Origin of the sequence: Staphylococcus saprophyticus subsp. saprophyticus ATCC 15305 = NCTC 7292 (genome assembly GCF_000010125.1) — a bacterium.
In the GTDB taxonomy this organism is placed as follows: Bacteria; Bacillota; Bacilli; order Staphylococcales; family Staphylococcaceae; genus Staphylococcus; species Staphylococcus saprophyticus.
Genome location: NC_007350.1, coordinates 530,159 through 555,509, shown reverse-complemented (window position 1 = coordinate 555,509; position 25,351 = coordinate 530,159). Strand labels below are relative to the sequence as shown.

General features: G+C 31.8%; 19 protein-coding genes and 4 pseudogenes. 9 read left to right on the top strand and 14 right to left on the bottom strand.

Annotated features, from left to right (window positions below):
- Window positions 1-120 precede the first annotated feature (120 nt).
- The 6 genes and pseudogenes from SSP_RS02530 to SSP_RS02505 form a co-directional block, all read right to left on the bottom strand.
- Window positions 121-1,605: a Na+/H+ antiporter NhaC family protein gene (locus tag SSP_RS02530; protein WP_011302477.1), complete on the bottom strand. Its 1,485-nt coding sequence runs from the start codon at window positions 1,603-1,605 to the stop codon at window positions 121-123.
- An 85-nt stretch (window positions 1,606-1,690) separates the two neighbouring features.
- Window positions 1,691-3,019 carry an LLM class flavin-dependent oxidoreductase gene (locus SSP_RS02525; RefSeq protein ID WP_002482471.1) on the bottom strand — a complete coding sequence of 443 codons (1,329 nt, stop codon included), beginning with the start codon at window positions 3,017-3,019 and terminating at the stop codon, window positions 1,691-1,693.
- Window positions 3,016-4,032, bottom strand: a complete 1,017-nt coding sequence (locus SSP_RS02520) for an LLM class flavin-dependent oxidoreductase (RefSeq protein WP_011302476.1) — start codon at window positions 4,030-4,032, stop codon at window positions 3,016-3,018. Before SSP_RS02520 ends, SSP_RS02525 begins: the two co-directional genes overlap by 4 nt.
- Before the next feature lie 248 nt (window positions 4,033-4,280).
- Window positions 4,281-5,060 carry an SDR family NAD(P)-dependent oxidoreductase gene (locus SSP_RS02515; protein ID WP_011302475.1) on the bottom strand — a complete coding sequence of 260 codons (780 nt, stop codon included), beginning with the start codon at window positions 5,058-5,060 and terminating at the stop codon, window positions 4,281-4,283.
- Window positions 5,061-5,221: 161 nt separating this feature from the next.
- On the bottom strand, window positions 5,222-6,886 hold the full coding sequence (locus SSP_RS02510) for a Na/Pi cotransporter family protein (RefSeq protein ID WP_041784769.1): 1,665 nt from the start codon (window positions 6,884-6,886) through the stop codon (window positions 5,222-5,224).
- A 397-nt stretch (window positions 6,887-7,283) separates the two neighbouring features.
- Window positions 7,284-8,573: pseudogene (locus SSP_RS02505) on the bottom strand (ABC transporter permease).
- 158 nt (window positions 8,574-8,731) lie between these two features.
- Between SSP_RS02505 and SSP_RS02500 the strand changes: the two are divergent.
- Window positions 8,732-9,337 (top strand): TetR/AcrR family transcriptional regulator C-terminal domain-containing protein, encoded by a 606-nt coding sequence (locus tag SSP_RS02500; RefSeq protein WP_011302470.1) that lies wholly within the window; start codon window positions 8,732-8,734, stop codon window positions 9,335-9,337.
- Between the two features lie 76 nt (window positions 9,338-9,413).
- Window positions 9,414-10,352, top strand: coding sequence for a magnesium transporter CorA family protein (locus SSP_RS02495; RefSeq protein WP_011302469.1), 939 nt, complete (start codon window positions 9,414-9,416; stop codon window positions 10,350-10,352).
- Between the two features lie 200 nt (window positions 10,353-10,552).
- Here SSP_RS02495 and SSP_RS02490 read toward each other — a convergent pair whose 3' ends face one another.
- Together SSP_RS02490 and SSP_RS02485 are read right to left on the bottom strand one after the other, a co-directional pair.
- On the bottom strand, window positions 10,553-11,995 hold the full coding sequence (locus tag SSP_RS02490; RefSeq protein ID WP_011302468.1) for a sucrose-specific PTS transporter subunit IIBC: 1,443 nt from the start codon (window positions 11,993-11,995) through the stop codon (window positions 10,553-10,555).
- Window positions 11,996-12,121: 126 nt separating this feature from the next.
- A complete protein-coding gene (locus tag SSP_RS02485; RefSeq protein WP_011302467.1) occupies window positions 12,122-12,697 on the bottom strand; it encodes a peptidoglycan recognition protein family protein in 576 nt (191 codons plus the stop codon).
- Between the two features lie 236 nt (window positions 12,698-12,933).
- On the opposite strand from SSP_RS02485, the gene rsp reads away from it, so the two are divergent.
- Complete coding sequence (gene rsp, locus SSP_RS02480; protein ID WP_011302466.1) at window positions 12,934-15,039, top strand: AraC family transcriptional regulator Rsp; 2,106 nt, start codon at window positions 12,934-12,936, stop codon at window positions 15,037-15,039.
- 157 nt (window positions 15,040-15,196) lie between these two features.
- A complete protein-coding gene (locus tag SSP_RS02475; protein WP_011302465.1) occupies window positions 15,197-15,544 on the top strand; it encodes a DUF4889 domain-containing protein in 348 nt (115 codons plus the stop codon).
- Window positions 15,545-15,776: 232 nt separating this feature from the next.
- On the opposite strand, the pseudogene SSP_RS02470 reads toward SSP_RS02475, so the two are convergent.
- Window positions 15,777-17,000: pseudogene (locus SSP_RS02470) on the bottom strand (cation:dicarboxylate symporter family transporter).
- 485 nt (window positions 17,001-17,485) lie between these two features.
- A complete protein-coding gene (locus SSP_RS02465; RefSeq protein WP_011302462.1) occupies window positions 17,486-17,842 on the bottom strand; it encodes a DUF3139 domain-containing protein in 357 nt (118 codons plus the stop codon).
- A 377-nt stretch (window positions 17,843-18,219) separates the two neighbouring features.
- On the opposite strand from SSP_RS02465, the gene SSP_RS02460 reads away from it, so the two are divergent.
- The 3 genes from SSP_RS02460 to SSP_RS02450 all read left to right on the top strand — a co-directional run bounded on the left by SSP_RS02460 (window position 18,220) and on the right by SSP_RS02450 (window position 19,747).
- Entirely contained in the window at window positions 18,220-18,660 is a 441-nt protein-coding gene (locus SSP_RS02460; RefSeq protein ID WP_011302461.1) for a MarR family winged helix-turn-helix transcriptional regulator, read from the top strand.
- Between the two features lie 247 nt (window positions 18,661-18,907).
- Complete coding sequence (locus SSP_RS02455; RefSeq protein ID WP_011302460.1) at window positions 18,908-19,276, top strand: Hsp20 family protein; 369 nt, start codon at window positions 18,908-18,910, stop codon at window positions 19,274-19,276.
- Window positions 19,277-19,312: 36 nt separating this feature from the next.
- On the top strand, window positions 19,313-19,747 hold the full coding sequence (locus SSP_RS02450) for an Hsp20/alpha crystallin family protein (protein ID WP_011302459.1): 435 nt from the start codon (window positions 19,313-19,315) through the stop codon (window positions 19,745-19,747).
- Between the two features lie 214 nt (window positions 19,748-19,961).
- On the opposite strand, the pseudogene lip reads toward SSP_RS02450, so the two are convergent.
- From lip to SSP_RS02435, 4 genes and pseudogenes are all read right to left on the bottom strand, one after another.
- A pseudogene (gene lip, locus SSP_RS02445) lies at window positions 19,962-21,950 on the bottom strand (YSIRK-targeted triacylglycerol lipase); the annotation flags it as partial.
- Window positions 21,920-22,261, bottom strand: coding sequence for a YSIRK-type signal peptide-containing protein (locus SSP_RS13280; protein ID WP_011302457.1), 342 nt, complete (start codon window positions 22,259-22,261; stop codon window positions 21,920-21,922). The gene SSP_RS13280 and the pseudogene lip, both read right to left, overlap by 31 nt.
- A gap of 363 nt (window positions 22,262-22,624) precedes the next feature.
- A complete protein-coding gene (locus tag SSP_RS02440) occupies window positions 22,625-23,164 on the bottom strand; it encodes a GNAT family N-acetyltransferase (RefSeq protein WP_002482453.1) in 540 nt (179 codons plus the stop codon).
- Between the two features lie 327 nt (window positions 23,165-23,491).
- Window positions 23,492-24,316, bottom strand: coding sequence for a formate/nitrite transporter family protein (locus SSP_RS02435; protein ID WP_011302456.1), 825 nt, complete (start codon window positions 24,314-24,316; stop codon window positions 23,492-23,494).
- A gap of 194 nt (window positions 24,317-24,510) precedes the next feature.
- Between SSP_RS02435 and SSP_RS02430 the strand changes: the two genes are divergently transcribed.
- The gene (locus SSP_RS02430; RefSeq protein ID WP_011302455.1) at window positions 24,511-24,912 is read left to right on the top strand and encodes an Rrf2 family transcriptional regulator; all 402 of its coding nucleotides are present in this window, start codon (window positions 24,511-24,513) and stop codon (window positions 24,910-24,912) included.
- Between the two features lie 22 nt (window positions 24,913-24,934).
- A pseudogene (locus SSP_RS02425) lies at window positions 24,935-25,123 on the top strand (family 1 glycosylhydrolase); the annotation flags it as partial.
- Window positions 25,124-25,351 lie beyond the last annotated feature (228 nt).

Here is a 25,351-nt window from a genome sequence, read left to right as displayed (position 1 = left end):
TTACAAACGTGATCACTAAATAATTCGCGACATATAAAACGCCCTACAAAGTAGACATGCATAAATGCAAACTTTGTAGGGCGCTTTTCATTTCTATAACCCATATGATTCAATTTTCAGTTATACGCCACCTGACCAACCAACAGCTGTAAATATAAAAAGTACGATGGAACCAACTACTAGCCATACGATGAATAATGGTATCATAAATTTGAACCATGAGCCAAAGTTTGCTTTAGCAATCGCAATGGCACCTATCGTAGCACCTAAAGTAGGCGTAATTAAGTTACCTAGCCCACCACCAAAAGATAAAGAAGTTAATAAAATTTGATCATTAACACCTAATGTTTCTGTTACCGGTTGTAATATCGGTACCATGACACTCATTAGACCTGAACCTGACGGAACTAAGAAGTTAAAGACCGTTGCCACTAAAAATACGATTACGGAAACAATACCTAAAGATGCACCATCAAGTTGTGTTGTAAGTGTATGAACAATCGTGCTAAGAATTTGTCCTTTTTCCAAAATAACACTTATCGTATTCGCCATGATAATAGCAAACGCAACGACCAACATTGGCTTTGCACCTTCTAAAAATCCATCGACCATTTCGCTAGGCGTTTTGCTTTTTACAATATAAGCCAATACAAAACTTATTCCGAAAATAGTAATAAATACACCATTTCCGTATTTTTCTGTCCATCTAAACAAACCATTTCCTAAAGCTAAGACAATTGGCGTTAAGACAACTAATGCAACGACGATACTGTCTCTCCAATTGACTTGTCTATCCTCGGTAGCCATTTCATGATGCGCTGTTTGAGTTATATCTTGTCGCCATTCACTTGTATTCATCACACTCTTACTGGGATCTTTTATTACTCTTCTTGCATACCAAACAACATACAATAAAGTAACAATTAAGAATACGCCATACATAATCGCTCTTCCACCATAACCCGAATACAATGCAACCTCAGGATATACAATTTGTCCTATCTTTGCCATACCGGATGGAGATACTGAAAAAGCCATGTACAATGGTAAAAAGGTAATCGCTAATGCCATGATTGGATCTAGTTTCAATCGATTCACTAAAATGACACCTAATGTTACAAATACAATCATTTGATCTCCGCCAATAAAGAAACCAATAAATGCCATTAATGAAAATAAGCCAATAATAAGTGGCAATGCGCCGGCATGTTCAAAGCGATAAATCATATAATTCGTTAATTTTTTTACAGAATCAAGATATAATATACCTCCCATTGCGCCGCCGATAAACAGTAATAAGGTTACTGTTTGTGCTGATTGAATACCGCCGTTTAAAATGAGTGTTATAGCATAAATTGGATTCACTGGATTTTGATCAATAGCATGATATGTGCCTTGGATAATTGAACCATCTTTATTAGTATCAAATGCACCTGCAGGAATAATATAGGTCAAGAAACAAGCAAACATCATCATGATTAACATGATTAATAGAACGTGAGGTAATTCGAATTTTTTCTTAGTCTTTACTGCTATATGATCAGAAGTCTGATTTACATTTTGATTACTGACATTTTGATATGATGTTGTGCTTGATTCTGACATACGGATTCACTCCTTTTATAATATAAAAATAGACACAACTGTATATAACATAGATGTGTCTATCTATATAAGTACGTATATTTAATTATTGCGTTACATGTGACTGACTATATCTATTTTCTTTAAATGGAATACCTATGTGATCACGTAATGTATCACCTTGATACTCCTGAGTGTAATAACCTTTTTGTTCTAATATCGGTAAGACATGATTGATAAATTCATCATAAACCGCACCATAAATATGTGGTCCAAATATAAAGCCATCTGCTGCACCATCTTCAAACCATTCAATAATTAAATCGGCAACCTTTTCATATGTGCCCATGAATGGAGAACGGCGGACAGTCTCTTCTAAGGCAACTTCTCGTAAAGTAAGCTGATGTTCTTTAGCGCGAGCTGCGATCGCATCTGCAGTAGCACGGAAACTATTTTGTCCAACTTCGCCAAGCTCTGGGAATGGTGCGTCTAAATCATATTGACTAAAATCATGATGATCATAATATCTTCCTAAATAATCTAACGCCTCATCAATATTAGCTAATGATTTTATTTCCTCAAATCGAGATTCAACTTCATTTTCAGTTTCACCAATAATCGGTGCTAATATAGGGTATACTTTCACTTCATTAGGATTACGTCCAAATGCTTTTGCTTGCGCTTTGATACTATCATAATTGCTTTGAGCGATTTCTTTGGATTCACCTAACGTAAATACTGCATCCGCATATTTAGCTGCGTAAGCCTGACCTTTCGGAGATGCACCAGCTTGGAAAATGACCGGTTGACCTTGTTCAGAACGGCTTGCATTTAGTGGACCTTTGACCTGAAAATACTTACCTTTGTAATCTAAAGTATGCATTTTATCTTTATCAAAATACTCACCTTTTTCCACATCAAAAGTAAATGCATCGTCCTCATATGAATCCCATAAACCTTGAACTACTTGAATATGCTCTTCGGCAATATCATATCTAATATCGTGTTCCGGATGGTCACCTTTACTATAATTATCTGCACTACCTGCAAGTGGTGATGTAACTACATTCCAACCTGCACGTCCATGGCTAATTCTATCTATTGTTGCTAACTGACGTGCTACTGTAAATGGTTCACTATAAGACGTTGAAATTGTCCCTACTAAACCGATATTTTTTGTAACTGGTGCAAGGGCAGCCAGCAATGTAAGTGGTTCATGTCGATCTAAAAAATGAGGTATAGATTTCTCATGTATATATAAACCATCGGCAACAAATACAAAGCTAAAACCTGCTGCTTCTGCTCTCTTAGCAATTTCCAATTGAAAATCAAAATTTGTACTCGCATCATCAGGCACTTCATTCGATTTCCAAGCATGCATATGACTACCTGGCCCGTTAAGCATAATTCCAAAATCTATTTTCCCTTTAGTCATACTATCCCTTCTTTCTCGTTAATCACATGCTTTGCAGGTGACATTTGTTTAACTGTTTTCATTCGTAATTCATGATTTTGAACCGGTATGTGTAACATAAATTCATCTATCAATCCATCGACATTTAATTGTTGCAATTGTTGTTTTACTTCGCTTGCTGAACCATCTAATACTTCAATTTTTTTAGTTTCAACTTCAAATGTTTCCGTACTTTGTTCTGTAAATGTGTCTAATTGTTGTTTCGTATTGACTGTAATTTTCCGACCGTCTTTAAAATGAAGTGCATAATTTGTGCGCCCTTCTTCTACCAAAGCCTTATCTGCTTCACTTTCAGTTACTACTGTAGCTACACCCACGATAACTCTTCCCTCAGGATATTGTGCTTTATATGCTTTAATCGACTGATGTAACACGTCAATATTAGAATTAATGAAAAATGCATATACAAAACCTACTTTTTCGTCAGCAGCAAATTGTGCTGAATTTTCACTTCCTCCAAGTAAGTAAAGTTCTGGTGACGGAATTTCATTATTACGTATAGATGTTTGTAGCTGACTATATGCTTCTTCATCTGTGAAATCATTTTTATTAAAACGATTTAATAAGTGAAATTTTTCGTTAAAAGTTGTTTGCGGAGATTTTAATTCAGATTGTAATGCTTGGGTTGCTAAAGGAAAACCACCCGGCGCCTTTCCTATACCTAAATCCACTCTTCCAGGTGCAATATTGCTAATCAAATGAAATTGCTCAATCACTTTAAACGGACTATAGTGTTGTAACATAACGCCACCCGATCCCACTCGAATACGTTTCGTTTGATTTAGTAAATGTGTCACTAATATTTCTGGACTCGTTCCAGCGACTTCAGGTATATTGTGATGCTCTGCAACAAAATATCTTGTGTAATTTTCTGTATCGGCAAGTTGAGCTAATTCAACTGTACGTGCGATACCATCCCTAACAGTTTCATCAGTATCTATTGGACTTTGATCTAAAATACTCATTGATGTCATACATAAACCCTCCCAATCAATTTTCTGAATATTATATTAATAGTAATACTATGCCTGTCTCGCACATTTGTCAAGTATTCCTATCGTTTTAATAAGGATTAAAATAACAATAATGACAGGTCATTAATTCATGTTCATATCTGATTAATGACCTGTCTTATATAGTTTCATTTATTTATAAATATTGTTGGTTGGTATATTGAATAGACCTTACCAAAACTCACATATATGAATTTAAATAATCTATACTATAACGCTGTATAACCGCCATCGATTGTAACAACACTTCCCGTCACAAACGATGAAGCATCAGACGCTAAATATAATGCAGCACCTTGTAATTCTTCTGGAACCCCTGGTCTACCAAGTGGTGTAAATTTCATCCATGTATCAATCATATCTCCGCCTTGTGCGAAATAATCTTTTGTAAGTTCTGTCTTCATGTATCCTGGTGCAATAGAATTTACACGAATACCATGTTCAGCCCATTCACTTGCTAAACTTTTCGTAAACATAATGACAGCACCTTTCGATGTATTATAGGCAGCTTGAGGTTGTGGCGTATTCACTATAATACCTGACATTGAAGATGTATTAATAATTGATCCTTTTTTCTGTTCTATCATCACTTTACCAACTGCTTGTGAGACTAATACCATACTGTTAATATTCACATCCATATTTTTTACCCAACGATCGTATGGCATATCTTCAAATTTCACATGTTCATTAATACCTGCATTATTAAATAAAATATCAATACGGCCAAATGTATCCATGACATCTGTAACCATTTGTTCAACATCCGATACGCTTGTAACATCTACTTTACATGCGATTGCTTTGTTACCTGTTTCATTTTTAAATTCAGCAGCTGTCTCCTTGGCCAATTCTAAATTTATGTCAGCAATGACTAAGTTTGCGCCCGCTTCGGCTAACCCTTTACCCATAGCTTTACCTAATCCAGAAGCACCACCCGTAACAATTGCCACTTGGTTATCTAATTTAAACTTATCGAAAACACTCATATTGTAACCTCCATTATTTCCTTATGTTATTACTAATTGTAGGATAAAATAATTAATTAAGATAGTGCAAACGCTTACTAAATTTAAAATTAATAAAGTGAGACCGGCATCACAGTTTCTAAAAGTGATTCCAGTCCCACATTCACCTCATTAAACGTAATTTAATGTGACCATTCTAATGCATGTTCCGTCTCTTCATTTGTCTCAATTTCATCGATGTCTATCATTGATTCTGAAATATTTCTCGAATGATAACCGATACGTTCTAATATACCTATCATATCAAGATATAATAAACCACCTTCTGGTGTACACTCACCTGAACTTAGTCTCTTAATATGTTTTTTCCTTAAATCATGCTCTAAACGATAAGACTCATTACTTATTTTCACAATTTCATCTCGTTTGACCCTGTCATAGACATCAAACATATCGATTGTTTTGTCAAAAGATGTCGTTACATGATCATACAATCGATTGATACTCGCTTCTGCTTTTTCAGAAATTTGAACTTGATTCGTTTGTTCTTTTTTCTTATCTAATAAATAAGCTTCAGATAATCCTGCCACTTTCAATATTGTTCGGTTTACATCTTGAAGTACAGTCATTCTTTCCGCATCTTTTTTAGATAATTTCTTTTCAGATATCTTAGTTAAATATTGACGTACATTATCATTCATATTATCTATAGCCGCGTGTTTATGCATGATGTCTCTTTCTTTTTTATCATCATATTCATTTACATTCTTAAGCATAGAAAATGTCATGTGCCCAATATTTTGAATTTCTTCTTGAGCCTCTTGGAGAGCAATGCTCGGTGCTCTATTAATAAGATTTCTGTCTAAATTTCTAGGTTTATATTTTTCATTTAAATCTTCACCTGGAACAATTTTAGTCACTACCCATGCGAGTACAAAAATAAACGGTAATTGTATTAATGTATTGGTAACGTTGAATGTACCATGTGCAAAAGCAATAACCATTTCCGGTTTTAAGTTGAGCAGACTTTGCATCCATTCAATAGCCATTTGATACAGTGGCAGTATAATTAAGAATATAGATGCGCCTATAACATTAAACATGACGTGCACCGCTGCAACACGTTTAGCTGCCAGTGAGCCAGCAAGACTCGCTAATACTGCAGTGATCGTCGTACCTATATTATCACCAAGTAAAACTGGTAATGCGCCATGTAAACTAATCAAGTCATTTGCAAAAAAGCCTTGCAAAATACCGATTGTTGCACTTGAACTCTGAATAACTACAGTCAATATTGTTCCTGCGATAAGGCCATAAATTGGATTAGAAGACATATCCAACATCAATTGTTTAAAACCTTCTAAATCAGCTAAAGGTTTAACTGCGCCACTCATCAGTTCTAAGCCATAAAACAATGCACCGAAACCAAATAGGATCATCCCTATATTTTTCACTTTACGTTTTTGAATAAAGAATATTAAAAATGCACCAATAGCTAAAATAGGAAGCGCATAAGCACCAATGTCTATACCTATAATAAATGCTGTAACCGTCGTACCTATATTGGCACCCATGACTACTCCTATTGCTTGACGCATGGTCATAAACCCTGCACTTACTAGCCCAATTGTAATTACAGTAGTTCCCGAGCTACTTTGAATTAAAATCGTTACAATCATACCGGCAAGTACACCCATGATTGGATTTCTTGTAAATGTATTTAAAATGTTTCTAAGACGATCACCCGCAGCTGCCTGTAGGCCATCACCCATTTGTTTAATTCCGTATAAAAATATACCTAAACCACCTATAAAAGTAAAAATAATCTCCATTACTGAAGAATCCATCATTACACCTCTTTGAATTATTTGTAAACCATGTTAATTGTATCTAATTTTTGTTAAGTCAATGTTAAACAAATATTAAAATATAAGGTCAGTTAGTCAATAAATTTGTAATCATATTGCAAGGAGATAATAAATTTCCTTAAAAGACTGGCGCAATCGAACTTTACCTTATTGATTATTTTAATTAATATTAAAAATCCGAATCGATTTTTTAGTATCGACTCAAATTTAAAACTTGCTTATTTTTATTGATGCCGCTTTACGTTTATGACTGTCATCATTTTATCAATTGAAGTGACACATAATGATAAGTGCTTTCCCCAATTTTTTACGTAAACAAAAAAAGAGCCTGGGCATCAATAGATGTCTCAGACTCAAAAATTTATTATATTTATTTTTATGACGGAATTTCAGTACGTTTACCACTATGTTTTCTTATCATAGCAGCACTAATAGAAGATACAATACCAAAGATGATAAATCCTACAAACATCCACATTGTAGCATTCATTTCTAACGGTTGATTCATATAAAGTAATTCTCTTAGGTACTCACCATAGTGTGTAAATGGATTCCAACTTACAATATAATCTTGATAGAACTTAGGTAGCATTTGTTTAGGGAACATAACTAATTGCATACTAAAGAACATTGCAATAAAGAATATTGGTATTGATTTCATACCTAATCAAGTCATTACGCCTAAAATAAGTCCAATAAATCCTAACAGTGCAATTGAGACAAATACGGCTATTTTATTAATGTCAGGAAAATCAAACCCTTGGACGGCAGACATAAAGTAAACATAGCCAAAGCCACCAATAAATGCTGTAAGTACACCCACACCTAATTGACCTAAAGATGCAATTAAACGGTGAGAAATTTTAATATTGTCAGATGTTCTAAAGGCAAAGAATAACAAGATTGATGCCACAATTGAACTGATCCACACTGGCATAAACATTAAGAAAGAAGCATTACCATTACCTTGATGATCTTTCACTTTGTGCACTTGTTTATCAGCTACTTTTACAGGATTTGTCAGTCCTTCAATTTCATTAGCACTCACTTTTACATCTTGCTTTTCTAAAGTATCTAAACTTTGTTGCGTGATTTGTTTATTTAGATTGTCACCAATACCGTTTAGTACATTAGATGAAATTTGAGATGCCTGCATATTTGCACCCTTATTAGTTATCGTTTTAAACTCTGCACGTTTAACTTTAATATCTTGAGAAGCACCTGATTTAGCCATTTGACTTTGCATTTGTTTGGCTTGTTCTGGTGGTATTTCACCTGATTTAACTTTATCTTGCATTTCTTGTTTTTTGCTATCCATCACTACTTTTTGAGTTTGACTCATAGCATGTTTTGAAAAATCTTTTTCGAAAATCGCTGCGCCATAATATTTTTGTTCGTCTAGTCCTTTTCGAACGTCTTTTTCATTATCAACCTTTACCCATTTTACTGTATCAGAATCACTATCTAAGAGTTTATCCTCTAAATTTTTCCCTATATTAATATCTTTATTTTATATAGAAGTACCTTCATCATGATTAACGATTGCTATTGGTAATTCCTTAGGTTTTGGATTATATGCTGGATAAAATGCAATTGAAAAAATTGCAAGTATGATTAGAATTGCAATAGGTGCAATCCATAATAATTTACTTTTAAAAATATTCATATTAACTTACCTCCTTCTTAAACACCTTGTTGATTAATAACTACTTTGTTTATTATAATGAGATTGTTTCAATAAACAATATGCAATGATAACCATTATGTCCGTTTTTGAACATTTTTACTTAAATTGTCTATTAACGTACAAGGAGTTGACAATATATGATTGAAGATCGACGCGTTCGTAAAACGAAACAAGCAATTAAAAATGCATTCATTCAATTATTAAATAAAAAAGATTTAGAAAAAATCACGATACAAGATATCACAGAATTAGCAGATATTAACCGTGGCACTTTTTATTTACATTATGAAGATAAATATATTTTACTTTCAGATATAGAAGATGAGTATATCAGTGATTTAGCAGATGATATGCTTTTCTACAAAGATATGACAAAAGGGCTCAACATTGAAGCTTTCGCTAAAGTCTTTTCAGAGAAAGTGCTAAAAAATATCATGGTTTATATCAATAAAAATATCGAATTTTATCAAATTATTTTTAAATTAGAGCGAAAGAGTCATATAGAAGAAAAAATATCAGAACTCAAGTTTGAGAATATGTCTAAGAATGTTAATGATGACCATAGCATTTCTGGTATACCGTTAGATTACTTTCATAGTTATGTTTTTGGTGCTACGATTTCTTTTATTAAACACTGGGTTCAAGATACAAATAGAAAGGAACCTGACATTGTCGTTGGCTACTTATTTAAAATTATTTTTAATGGTCCATTGCGCTTAATGGCAAACGGACAATTAAAATAATGAATTGTATGCTTGTCAATATCATGTTTCTTCGCTAACATTAAAAAGAATTTCAAAGAAAGGACATCATTGTCTTATGATAACTGCTTACAAGCATTCACAAACCCAAGAAATTGTTCATACTGAATTAGATCAAACCGCTTCATGGATAAATGTTGTTGATCCAAATTGGGAAGAAATAGAAACTTTAATCAATCGTTATGATATTCCTGAAGATTTCATTCGCGATCCACTAGATTCAGAAGAAAGCGCCCGTGTAGAATACGATGAGGATACACGCTACTCGCTTATCATACTAGATTTACCTGTTGTTAATGACACAAACTTGAAAGTATTGTCATTTATTACGATTCCTTTAGGTATTATTATCGGTAATAAAAAGATTATTACTGTTTGTAATGTAGAAAATGAATTTCTTGATAATTTTGCACGCCAAAATATTAACTTACATTTTCACAGTCGTTTTGCATTAAATATATTATTGACCATTTCAAATCACTATAACAGAAACTTGAGATTACTCAATAAAACGCGTCTACGTATAGAACGTGACCTAAAAAATAACGTCACAAACAAACAGTTATATAATTTAATGGAAGTAGAAAAAAGTTTAGTCTATTTTTTAGCCGCGCTAAAAGGAAACGAAAGCATAATCAAAAAATTATTTAGGTTGCCAGCCATTAAACGTTTTGATGAAGACGAGGATATATTAGAAGATTTAGTTATAGAAAATAACCAAGCATTAGAAACAACAAGACTTTATACAGATATCTTAGAAAGTATTACAACATCATATGCTTCCTTACTTTCAAATGAAATGAACAATACCATGAAGACATTAACGCTTTTTACAGTATTTTTAACTTTACCAACATTGGTATTTAGCTTTTTTGGGATGAACGTCCCATTACCAATCAATGATCACAGTTACATCTCATGGATTATTGTGATCTGTATTTCACTTATCATTGTATCAATTGTCGGCGCATTTTTATGGCGAAAACAAAAGTTATGATGCTTAATTAAAATGTAGTAATTAAATACACAATCCTCATTTTAAATATGATTTCGTATGAATGCTTTAGCATATATATGATCAAAAAGGTTTGTTCATTTTTAGAGTAATAAAGAAAACGGTAATTTCTATTTTATTTCAATAGAAATTACCGTTTTCTTAGTTTATGTTTTCAACTTGTAATCTATAACAACTTTTAGCTATTTTGAAATGGCTTTATTCCCTTTTCTATAAGATAGCCCATATGTTAATCCAAATGCTACGATAAAGGCGATTAACATGCCTATTCCATAATGTAACCAACCATTATGTTGGCCACTTATAGAAATAAAACCAGGGATTCCTGCCGTACCTAACGCGATTGCTTTCACTTTAAAGAAAGATATATAGGCTGCTCCTATACCTGAACCTACTATCGCACCAATAAAAGGATATCTAAGTTTTAAGTTAACACCAAACATAGCTGGTTCGGTAATACCTAATAATGCTGATATACCCGCTGCAGATGCGACGCCTTTAAGTTTTTTATTTTCTTTAACAATAAAGAAAGCTGCTAGTGCTGCTGCACCTTGCGCAATATTCGACATTGTCGCAATTGGGAAAATAAATGACCCACCTGTTGAAGCACTATCTGCAATCAACTGTGTTTCAATCGCAATAAAGCTATGATGCATACCAGTAATTACAATAGGCGCATATAATAATCCGAAAATCAGACCGCCAATCGCACCACCAAATTCATACAGCCATGTTAAACCATCTGACAACCAATAGCCTAATGTCCGTGTAATTGGTCCTACAAATGAAAATGTAACAAATGCAGTAACTAATATAGATAATAATGGCGTAAGTAAATTATCTAAGACAGTTGGTACTACTTTACGTAGTGCTTTTTCAATTGTCGCAAGAATATATGCAGCCACTAACATAGGAAGCACTTGCCCCTGATAACCAACTTGGTTAATGTCTAAACCAAAGAGATTCCAGTGAGGGATTGCCTTACCTTCTTCTACAGCTTTCGGATAATCATAGGCACTCATTAAATCGGGATGTACCAATATCATCCCTAAAGCTGCACCAAGAAAGGCGTTGCCTCCAAACCGCTTCGCAGCACTAAAACCTATTAATATAGGTAACAATGTAAATGGTGCATTAGCAAAGACATTGATCATCTCAGCTAGCCCTTTAAACTGGTTATGTACGTCAATTAATGATTGACCATCATAAAAAATACCTGGTGCTGTTAAAATATTATTAATACCCATTAATAGACCACCAGCTACAATTGCCGGTATGATTGGTACAAAAATGTCCGATAACATTTTGACAAATCGCTGAAATGGATTCATATTTTTATTACCTTGTGCTTTCACTTCAGAAGTTGTAGAAGCTTCTTTACCTGTTATGTTTTCTAATTCATTAAACACTTTATTCACAGTACCAGAGCCAATAATAATTTGATATTGACCACCTGTTGAAAACGTTCCCTTAACGACATCCATATCATTCAATACTTTCTCATCAACTAAACTTTCATCCTTAAGAACAAGTCGTAAACGCGTAGCACAATGCGCCATTGCGTCTAGATTGTCTTCTCCTCCTATTGCATTTAATAGTTCTTCCGCAGACTTTTTATAATTCAATTAAATCCCTCCTCATTAAATGGAACCGGTACCAAAAATCTTTATCCTTATTGTAACCGGTTCCAACTAAGAACGCAATATCACACTTTAATTATTTATTATTACATCTATGGCAACTACAACATATTACCCTACTGTTTTTAATTCTTCATCTGATATACAACTAGCATAGGACTTAATTCTTTCAATAAAATAATCTTGTAATATTTGTATCGTTTGCTGATTTGTTTCTACGTTACCTAAATGAATTTTCCACGCTCGCGCAGGACATTCAGTGTCAAAAAATTCCTTATGCAATCTCACTGTTTCACGGTTTATAGGTAAATGATATTTGTTCAATATAAGTGCAGCCATTTTGAAACTAGCTTCTTCATTTCTCATAAATGCCTCATCATCTAAAACACCATTTATTTTAGATTGGCAACGTTCTATACCTACATAATGTGAATTAGCAAATGCGTTACCACAGTGCCATTCTATATATTCAGATGGATGAAACCAATAGCACGTATTAGCGTCTACATAGAGACATGCCCAGCCTTTCTCTAATTCATTTCTATTTATTCTGCGCTTCAACCACTCAATGTATGCTTTAGCCGTATAATTTTCAGCATCATCATGAAGTACTACGCCTAATACTTGTAATTTAGGTTCTGTGATCTTTTCTGTTTGTCTATAAAATTCAGAATAAATATGTTCCATTGTGAATCCTCCTTCGTATTTTTGAATTTGTTTTAAAAATTAACTCTCTTCATTCAGAAAAATTATCCAACCTTGAAATTGAATTGTGGTAAATTTAATTTTTAGCTTTAAATCACTTTGTAAGATTTAAAATTATTTATATTTAAAGGATTAAAATTTTCAACTTTTTATAATATAATGTATTTTGTTCAATATATTTATAGCATGTTATTTTATTATCAGGAGTTGCTTTTACGATGGATAATACAACTTTATGTATTCATGAGCATTTAAACACCATTACACGCCGTTGTATCAATCAAGTGATCTTATTGTTTTCACTGAGTAATCATTTAGACATAACTTTAAATGGAAGAAAAATCTCAGCTGGAAATAACATTATTATCATTAACCATAGTGATTTATATCAAATATCGAATGCACAACAAGTAGTTGAAATATGCATACCTATTAGACATTTTATAAAATTAGAAAAACACTTTTTCAATTCCAATTATAATTTTAAATTACTAAATTCTGAACCATATTTAAAATATCAAATTTTGACAATGGCGCAACAATTAAACCAATCATTTACTATTGATACTTCTCTAATGACAGAAATTATCACGAAATTAAACAAAGAAGCCAGAGTCGAATATGATGCGCCTTATATTCCAACGATAGACACTGAAAATAGTTTATTAAATAAAATTACTGAATTTATTAAAGCTAATATTTCACTACCTCTTTTATCTAAAGACGTGTCCAAATCATTCTATATCTCGGCATCTTATATTTCAATTCTGTTCAAAAAACATCTAGGCATGAGTTTTAAAAATTATATTACGAGCTTGAAAATTGCCCTTTCACTTTCCGAACTTGTTCAGAATAAGCAAACCATTTATCAGGTTTCCGAACAGTTTGGTTTTAATCATTATTCAAACTATACGCAACAATTTAAACATTTTATGCAAATGACACCAAATGAATTCAGAAAAAATGTTCAATCTAATCCTAAAATGATTGTTCAACTTGTTAATGAAGATATTAGCCCGTATCAAAGTGCTATAGATACTTATACCTCAGATAAACCGCAGACCATAAATCAAATCAACATTGAGTTAAATCAATTAACTTTTAATGATGCTATTAAATCACCTACTGTTTTTATACACGTTGATAATTTGATGGATATTGTGCAATCTGACTACAATACAAAGCTTAGCTTTAAAGATTTAACGAATGCCTATATTTTAATAAATAATAGTCGTAATTTAGCATTAGAAAACCTAAGTCTTACAGGTATGATTGACTTTATCGATGCTTTATTTTCAAATTATGTTGGTATTGCCATAAGAATTAAATCCTTAAATCAGTTTGATCTCATCGAAGATAGTATCTTTCAATTTTTAAAATATAAACCTGAGTACGTCAAACAAAATCGTGATTATAATTTCCTATTGTTACTAGATGCGACACATTTATCTCTAACAGATATTAATCGTTTATATATTAAAATCAAAAACTTCAATGTGAAGCTCAATATTAAAGTTGGCATCACAGTTGAAGGTGTCATAGAGCAGACACACTCATTAAAGAATGCGTCAAAATTATTAAATCGGTTTAATTTTGATTTTCATTTCATCGATATTGAGCAAGACAACGTACAAACATTACTTAACAAAAAAAGTACGCATTTCAATAACTCAATGAGTCATTTTGAATACTATAATAAACTCATCGAAGAAACACAAATTGATGCTTCAAAATTTGTTTATACGAAACTATCTAAAAAAGGTTTTTTACTTTATGACGGAAAACATCCCTTACAAATTACAGATTTAATGTGCCATATGCTTATCATGTTAAAAAGAGGCAGTGGCGTCGGCTATGAATTAATACGTAAAGAAAAATATGATATCGCCTTAATGAATAACCATGGTATTTATGAACCATTAATGTACTTATATCAATTTGTTAAACCTTTCATTAGTAAATATACAGCCATTCATCAAAACTATATTATTCTGCATGAAGATCATTCTATTCATCTTTTATTGTTTAACGCACCATATCAAAGATCATCAACACAAGATGTTCAAAAATTCATTTTAAAAGAAAAACATCTACCAGCTAAAACAACGTTGTTCATTCAAACATTGAACAGAGAGCATGGATTTGTTGATTATGCATTACCTTCTTCATTTAATGACACTTATATTGAAAGATCGTTATTACGCTATATTGAAGATTCCACAATTCCTAAAGCTGAAATAAGACACTTCTCTCGTTCAGATTCACCATTATACTTCACTTTACATCATGATGAATTGAAATATATACGTATTTTACCATCTTAGAATCACACTAATGTTAAACTTAACTTAATTTACATCCCAATGAATCTGTACAATTATAGATTATTAACAAGGTATCTGAATCATTTCATTTTGAATGGCAATGTTATAGAATGTTATTTGTAACAGAAACAAATAGTTCGAAAAGGAGCGTTGCACATTGAAAAATAGTAAAGTATTTGCTATATCGTTAAGTGTAATCATGTTAGTTATAGCTGTTGTATTGATTATAATGATGTTCACAAGTGGACAAAAAGAAACTTATTACGGATATATGAAAGATGCTACGACAGCTGATAAAGTCATAAGTGAAAAAGATCATAAAATTGAGAAGAATGTTAAGTTACCATCAAAGTCTGATTTTTCACCTAAAAAAGGAGACTTTGTTAAATTAGTAAAAGCTGACGGTGATGACACTTATAGTAAGATGGAAGTTGTAGATCATGACGATATTCCACATGGCTTAATGATGAAAATCCATGATATGGGCGGCATGAAGGGTATGTAAATATATATTCCACATATCAAATTCGATATACTAAAATAGCTATGAAGAAATCTATAGTAGTAGATTTTTTCATAGCTATTTTTACATTTATAGAAATATGTCTCACTCAAATTAATTATAAAAGCGTGAGAAGTAAAGTCAGTTTAGGAACTAAATGGCCTTCCACAACCGCTTTTTATAATTAAATCGATTTTAAATATGCTTGTCCTTTTTCTTTATCATAAGCATTCTCTCATTTTGCTATAACAATTGTAGACAATGCATTCCCCATGACATTTACGCATGTTCTAACCATATCTAATATACGGTCAACACCTATAATTAATGCAAGTCCTTCTGCTGGTAAGCCCATAGATGTCAATGTCGTTATCAATACGACTATAGAAACACCTGGTACGCCTGCCATACCTTTAGACGCTACCATCAAAGTAACCATCAACATAATTTGCTGCTCTATGGACATATCGATACCATACATTTGTGCTACAAATAATGCTGCGATTGATTGATATAATGCTGATCCATCTAAGTTAAATGTATAGCCGATTGGTACGACAAAAGAGGTAATGTCTTTCGGTGAGCCAAAGCGTTCCATTTTTTGCATTATAATAGGTAGCACTGATTCAGAACTAGAAGTTGAAAAAGCTAAGATTAATTCGTTTTTCAAGATTTTCATTAAAGCAAAAATACTGACACCACATATTTTTGCAACAATGCCTAATATGACTACTACAAAAAATATCATAGCGCCTATAACAACTAAAAATAATTTTAACAATGGAATTAGTGCTGATGCACCAAACGTCATAATCGTTGTACAAATAAACGCAAACACACCAATAGGTGCAAGTTTAAGTATCTTGTTTATCATCCAAAAAACAGCTTCTAATGTACCTGATAAAAAGAGCTTTACAGGTTCAGCTTTTTGACCTATTGTCGATAAGGCAATACCAAAAAATACTGCAAAGAATATAATTGGTAACAATTCACCACTTGTCAAAGCTCCAAAAATATTGGTCGGTACAATATTGACAATCGTATCTATAAAATGGTTGCCATATGTAGATTGTTCTGCAGCTTTTGCTGAACTTTCATAATGACTTATATCCCCTTTAGGTAACTTATTTGGCTCTAAGCCTGCGCCTGGTTTAAAAATATTAGCAAATATAATGCCTAATCCAATAGCAATTGTTGTTATAATTTCAAAATAAAGAATTGTTTTAAAACCATAACGACCCACTGTTTTAGATTCACCAACATCAGAAATAGATCAAGCTAGTGAACAAAATACTACTGGTATCACTATCATTTTTATTAAATTTAAAAAGATGTCCCCAAATGGTTTAATATAATTAGCGACGTCACTATGACCATAGAGCAATAACCCTACTATGACACCTAATACCAAAGCAATCATAACTTGCATTGGTAAACTTATTTTCTTAAATATTGTCATGATGTTTCTCCCCTTTTATAATATCGACTAATTATACCAAATTAAATCTTTTTACACATCTATTTTTTCTACATTTTAAAACTTTATACACTTAAAATAACATAATTTATTTTTGATTATTATTTAAGTTACATAATTAAACCTTTAAGACAATCAATACAAAGGCTTTAACAATAACATGATGTTTTTCTTAACTTTAACTCTTTTTAGTATATATAGTAATTATGCGATTGAATTGAAATTTTTCTATTTAATTTTATATTTGAGTAACATAAAAAATCATACTTCTTATATATTTAAAAGCCAGAAATTCTAACAAAACAGTATATTTACAAAAAAGAACGAATCCATAATAAATGGATTCGTCTTTTTTAAATATTAACTTTTAAGCGTACTTGATAATCTACAGAAGTAACTCATATAATCATTTGATTTCTGTGTTATTCCTAATTTTAAAGGCCTTCATACTTCAGCTATTTTATGAGCTAATCCTTAGGTTTGTAATCTTGTTTAAATGCATTGTGCTTCGCATCTTTAACATTTTTATTCGTTTCACTATCAAAACCTTGAACTAATATGCCTTTATAAGTACTAATCGGTTGAACAACATAAGTGTATTTAGGATCATCCTTAAACTCTACTTTTTTATAATACAATCCTTTTTTAGCACTATAAAGTGTCTTTTCTGTTTTAATTTTTTCTGTTAAATGCTTTTCGTCCATATAATGGTCAACTAAGTCCAAATTTTTATGACCTTGATACGTTCTCATACCAAAGAAAAATACGATAGCAATAATCAATGATATGACCAATAGCCCTATGATTTTTAAAAATGTTTTCATCATTAAACTCCTTTTATTAAAACATAACCTTCTATAAACAATGATAAATCATAATTGTTGTAACTTTTTATACATAAAACGATATGTATATATTAAAATCCATAATGTTATTATTATGACTGATTACAATTCATTAATAAAGTATTAAAGCACTTTTGTAACAAAATCTTCTTAAATTCATTACTCATTATAAGTAAATTACGCCCTGTCATTTGTTAAGAATAAATCCTATCAAATGAGTTGGTTTTCTATATATTGTTTTGCATTATGTATTATATATAAAATATTATAACGAGGGGGTAAAAGAGGCGCACAACTGTTGCTTGACAATAGACAACGTTCATAATAAGGTTAACTTTCATAAGGGGTGATTTATAATGGAGGAAAAAGACAACACGCTAGAACGACAACTATGTTTTCTTTTTTATGTTTCTTCTAAAGAGATAATTAAGAAATATACATCTTATTTAAAAGAATTCGATTTAACATATACAGGCTACATTGTTTTATTGGCAATCGGAGTGGAAGAAAAATTAAATATTAAAACACTAGGTGCACGTGTTTTTCTAGATTCAGGTACACTTACACCATTATTAAAAAAACTAGAGAAAAAAGGTTACGTGACTAGAACACGTGAAATTGATGATGAGCGCAATTTACAAATAGCGCTTACAACAAAAGGTAAAGATATTAAAGAACCACTTTCTAATATATCTAAACAAGTCTTTAACGAATTTGATATGGAAGTTGATGAAGCGATTGACTTAAAAGAAACATTACAAAATTTTGTTAACAAGCATTTCCAACAAAATATTTAATTTACGATGGATAAGTTAAAGTTAGAAGTACATTTTATAATTATTTTTGACTTTACTTATCTTTTTTTAACTACCACTGTATTTCACTATTTTTGCCATATGTAGTTGTATAAATCTATTTACATATATTTATTTAATGAACGCCCTATTACAAGTGGTGTTTTTTTATGTCTAATGCTTTGACTTTGACTTTCTTTGACTATAGTATTATACTGTAGTTGTAAGGTTAAAGGAGAGGTGATTAGAGATGATACAAAATACCAGTAATCTTCCACAAGATTTATTAGAAGGTTTATTATCAGATCATCATGAATTCAAAGTAAACGTTTATCAGTCAGATAATCAATACACAGTTGAAGCTGAGCTTCCTGGTTATCAAAAAGAACATATTTCAATCAATTATGAAGATAAAACACTAACAATTACTGCAAAACATTCAGATGCACAGCAAGATGATATGACATATCTTATCAAAGAGCGTAGTACTGATGAACAAAGCAGACAATTTATATTCAAAAACATCGATACAAATGCTATTAAAGCCACAATGGATGATGGCATTTTATCTGTTATACTACCAATCAAACAAACAAAAACACAAATTTCAATAGACTAAATTTTTATAAAATATTATTTAAAGGAGAGATGTACGATGGCTTTTGATATGAGACCATTTAACAATTCATTTTTTGAAGGAAATCCTGGAGATTTATTTAAAGATTTTGGACGTCAGTTTTTTGAGCAATTCCCAGATAGTACAAGCATTAAATCAGACGTAAAAGAACTAGATAATGCCTATGTTGTGGAAGCTGAACTCCCTGGTTTTCAAAAAGAAAATATTAGTTTACAGTTTGAAAACAATGTTTTAACTATTGAAGGAAAACAAGTTATTGAAAACAATGAGGAAGATGAAGCAGGTCGTCTAATTCATCAAGAACGTAGTACGAGCAACGTCAAACGTCAATACCCATTTGAAAATGTTGATGAAAATGCTATTAAAGCTTCATATGAGAATGGCATGTTAAATGTAACATTACCTAAAAAAACACAAGAAGAACGTTCTTCATCTAATATTCAAATAGACTAACGATAATGAACGTTTACACGAGTTAATTTTTATAGTAAAAATCATAACGGTAGAGTCACTTTATTGGTGACTCTACCGTTTTTCTTTATGTTGATCTATTGGGTTTCCCCTACTTACACATAGGCTAATAATTAAGGACATATAAGCATATTAAAAAACCCATCTCCAAAAATTTATGGAAATGGGCAATAACTTTATTTAGCCTATTGGTAGTTTAGACAGCTAGATTTCTATTTTCGGATTCCTCTACGCGCATTAAATGATCAACAATACCAGTATAAAATTGTTCTAATTCTTCACCAGTGCGTTTATAATCTGTAGGATCCATACCAACAAAATCCATATGATCCCAATCCTTTTTAACTGGTAAGACTTGCCAAATACCTTTTTCATTAGCTGAACTAATATCTGTTACATTTTTATAGGCTTGTCCATTTGGATATAAGGCTGAAATAGTAGGTACAATACCATCATTTAATCTCAATTGGTGATTCTTATCTTTACCAATGATTCGACTTGTTAAATCCATTAGTGGATATTGTCTAATATTTGGAACATGTTTGCCAGATAATGTTGCATGTGAAGCTTCCCCAGCATATGACGTATAAACAATATTAGGGTTCAGTGAGGTATTTTGATTTAATTGTTCCGAACCTTCGGCTGTAAAGTCGGTTAATGTATTATCCTTTGTATCCCATAAAGGACTATTCTTTATACGTTTTGAGTATTCGATATAACTTTCATTCGCACGTTGATGGAAGCCCCATTGTACAAAGCCTAAATCTACGGTTGAGAATTTATTACCACCTACTTTGCCAATTGTATTAATAATATCTCTGGCAAATTGACGTACACCTAATTTATCTGAACCTTGTGTACCATTATGTGTTGCACCTAATGTTGTCATTGAAGAAATCATATTATCATGATTACCCTCGAAAAGCGGTGATATTTCTCCACCATGTTCTTTTTGATAATCAATTTCTTCTTGATTTCCAAAACGTAAATAGTGTTCAAGCAAACGAATCATTTGGCCACCCATACTATGTCCAACTAAATGAACTTTTTGACCTGGTTGCCATTCTGGCATCACGCCAGTATATGTACGTCCGTATCTATCATGACCATATTTTTCAGCATGTGCTTGACCATAATCTACACGACCGCCTTTGATATAATAATAAAGTTCCGTTGCTCTATCATGGTTACTACTGAAAGTACCAACTGTAGCTTCATGTACTTCATACCCTGACTTTTCAAATTGCTCTTTGATATGGAATTTATCCCCACCCCAATAATTAGGGTAAAAAACAGGTCTATTTTCACCTACACCACCAAAGAAACCGTGTACTAAAATCAGCGGGTATTTGTTTTTATATTCACCTTGTTTTGCAGTTTTTGAATCTTTAAGTAACTTATCCGCTTCTACTTCTTCAGCATCAGCACGTTTTCGAGGTGTAGCTGTTTCATTTTCAACTTTATCTTTTGCTTTATAAGGACTATCTTTCGCGTTTGGATCTAAATCTACTTTTTCTGTATCAAATTTTGTTTTTGTTTTTAAATTATTCTTATCGCCATTATTTTCTATACGTTGTGGTTCTTGTGTTGTTTCATCTTCTGTGAGGCTTTGTTGGTCTTGTTGCTCATTTTTTGTGTCTTCTTTTGAATTAATATCAGGCGCAGTTTCTGGTTTAGCTTTATCTTCTGATGAAGTTGGATTCGCTTTTACGTCTGCTTGATCATCTACTTTTTCATTTTTAGCATTTGATGTTTCTGTTGAATCTTCTTGAGTTTCAACTTCCAATGATTGACGTTTTTCTTTTTGTTCATCACTTAAATTAGATGAACTTGCTTGATGGTCTATCTCACTATCATTTTCATCAGCCGTTGATTGTTTATCTTCTGTGTTTTCATTTAGTTTACCTGTATCAACTTTATTATCTGATGAATGCTTATCAGATGCATTAGGAGTGCCCTGTTCATCATCTTTTGCTTGATTTAGTTCTATTGGTGGATTAAATTCTGTTTTTTCTGAATTTTCATCTTCTACTTTATTGCTATCTTCTTTCTTTTCTTGATTATCATTGTTTTGGTTTGATTCAGGAATTTTTTCCGTCTTTATATCTTCGGTCGAATTTTCTTGTTTAATTGGTGGTTGTTGAGATTTAGACTCTACTTTTGTAGGCGTATTTGAGCTATCATTGTTAGCTTGTGATTGGTTTGTATTTTGAAGTTCATCTTGTGGTTGTGCTTGAAGATTTTTTGTTTGGTCATCCGTTGATTTGACATCAGGTTTTCATTTGTAACTGACGGCGATATTGCACGATTTGACTCGTCTTTCGCTGAAGTTTGTTCATTCTTTAATTCATTACTTGAAGATTCACTTGCAAATGACACATTTCCGCTAGCAATAAAAAATGTAGCCGCTAATACAGATACTGTGCCGATAGAATATTTTCTTATACTGAATCTTTGCCTCGAATTACCATTTTTTTGGATATTGTTTTTCTTCAAAAAATCCCTCTAAATTATTTTTTGTGAAACTACATCCCTTGTTAATAATTTTCCCCAAAAATTATAAATAACTGTATATATAAGATAACATATTTTATATTGAAGTAAATTAATTTCAATTATTAATACATTTCTTTAATGCATAATTGATTAAAATCTCATTTAAAAAGCAACTTTTGTATAGTTAAATGTAATTGCTAATCATTGGAAAAATTAAGGTTTATTTCTTTATAAAATTAAAAGTAAACCTAAATGCGATTTCGATATCATTTGTTGTGTTTATCAGTTTTATCTTATATAAAATCATCAAAAAAGGAATCCTCTTATTCAACTAATAAAAGGATTCCCTGACTCATATATTTATTAATGGAATGGTGGTTTTCCCAACACATCTTCATCAAATCTTTCTGGTATAAGTACTTTTCTCATGATAACACCTAAATCGCCATCTTCACTTTCATGTTCATTATAAATTTCATATCCACGTTTTTTATAAATATCTAGAAGCCACGGGTGTTTACGGGCTGAGGTACCTAAAGTTACAGCTGGTACTTTAAGTGTATCTCGTAAAAATGTTTCTTCTACATATTTTAACAATTTACTACCTATCCCTTTACCATCATATGAAGGCTTAGTTGCAAACCACCACACAAATGGATATATGGAAATACGTCGTTTACTTTCCCATGGAAAACGCACTGTTATAGTTGAAATGATTTCTTTATCATCTTCTAATACAAATGTAGTATTTTTTGTTAGATTATCTTTTACCAAAGCTAAATCAGCATTGACAGATGGCCAATCAATTCCCAATTCTCTTAATGGTGTAAAAGCCTCATGCATAAGTTGTTGTAGCGCTTCTGCATCTGACTCTGTTGCAATTCTTATATTGTAATCAGACATGTTGTCACTCCTATCATTCCCAAGCTTATTAAGTCATTAAAATAAAATGATTTTCATAAACTTACTTTTAAATTATATAAATACAATATGTCTTCTTTATAATCGAGTCAATTGATATGTTTTAGAATATAGATCTAATACATACGTGAAGGCAAAGCAATCACACTTTGCTATCATGTTTTCGTGAATCTACGTCAACATTAATTGCTGTTTATAGCGTCACAAGTGTTAAAGCTATTGTGTATACATTATGTATTTGTAAATCAATCAGTTACAGTACTATTGATTAAATTTTAGAAATACTATCTGTTTTCATAGATGCTCATTTTATGATTTACTATGCCAACTATCTCTTCTTCCATTCAAATATGCATAAACTAACCCTACGAAAATACCTCCCCCGATAAAATTACCAATAAACGCGCAGACAATATTTTTCAATACATGTAACCATGCTACCGCGTCGAAATCATAAAAAACCATACCTAAATATAACCCAGCATTAAACACAACATGCTCGTATCCCATAAATACAAATACAATCACTCCACAAGCGATGAAAAATGCTTTGGATAAACCATCTTTAAATTGAATTGATACATAGATGCCGATATTAATAAAGAAATTACAAAAAATCGCTTTTACTAAAATCGCATACCATCTACTATCAATGGTTTTGCCGTCGACCATACTAGTTAAGCTACTGATCATTTCTGGTGTCATAATAGGTGTAAATTTCATTAATGCAAAAAGTATAAAACCACCGATTATATTAAATAAGAAACAAACCAACATAATACCTAACGCTTTATTCATACCAATGATTTTATAATACCAACCCACTGTCAGATACATAAAATTACTAGTTAATAATTCTGAATTAGTTAACACAATCAACACCAATGCTAAACTAAAAGAAATGGCGCCCATCAGATTCACTAAACCTTCATTCGTTCCTGCAAATTGTGTTTTGATACCTAGCATAAATACTGTAACAATAGCTAATAGAAATCCTGACATAATGGATTTTAGTGCATAGCGTCCTGGAGTTTGGCTAAACATGACTTCTTTCATTTGTACCTGATTATTAATATTTTCAATTGTTTCTTTTGACGTATATGTATCGTTTATAGACTTGCCATTATCAACCATAAATCATTCGCACCCCTTATCAATTTTTAAAAAATCAAATTTTGCTAACAATATTATTATAAGAGTTTATACCTATACTTAATAGTCGTTTTAGAACATTTTATTAAATTAATACATTGCACGTTTAAATAATATATCGTAAACTCTACTTGTAACTAAAATTTACACAAGCACTAGCAAAAGGAGTCTTAATCTTGAACACTCAATTTTCTGTGTCCATACACATTCTTACACTATTAGCCACTGAAAAAGAACCAGTATCTAGTCAATATATAGCAGATAGCATCAATAGTAATGCCACACTAGTTCGTAAAATATGTCGTTATTTAAGAGACGGTCATTATATTCAAAGTAGTCAAGGTATCTCGGGATACAGTCTATCTTCTTCCGCAAATGAGATTCACTTAGGCGACCTATACCAACTTATCTTTTCAGAAACAATGCATTTCGCAAAAATTCATAAAGATACCAATCAACATTGTCATGTAGGTAAAAATATTAGCCATGCGCTAGATGAAATTTATAGTGAAGTTGATACAACCATAATTAATAAACTAAACACGTATACAATCCAATCGGTCATTGATCATTTTTAAAAATGCTTACGTAACTTACTTTTTAATGGGTTATACACCATGGGGAATCATTGATATTATTTCATTTACAACTGGAGAAATGAAAAAACGTTATGGTCTCATTTATGTAGATAGAGATAATGAAGGACATGGTACTTTAGAACGTAAGAAAAAAGCTTCCTTTGATTGGTACCGTAATGTGATTAAAACAAATGGTGAGTCCCTCAATTAATATTATAAATAAAACAGCCTGAGACAAAATAGATGTCTCAGGCTGTTTTCAATTAGTCAGTAGATGACTGAATTAAAATATAAAGACTCACTTGTTTAAAGAAATGATTTTTCCATTCCCATGGAAACGAGACGCTCTAATGCATAAGCCAAAGCCTATATACCACATGAAATTTCTAGAAAGACATATACATGAGCATTAGTTCAGGTGAACCTTTATACAAGTCAT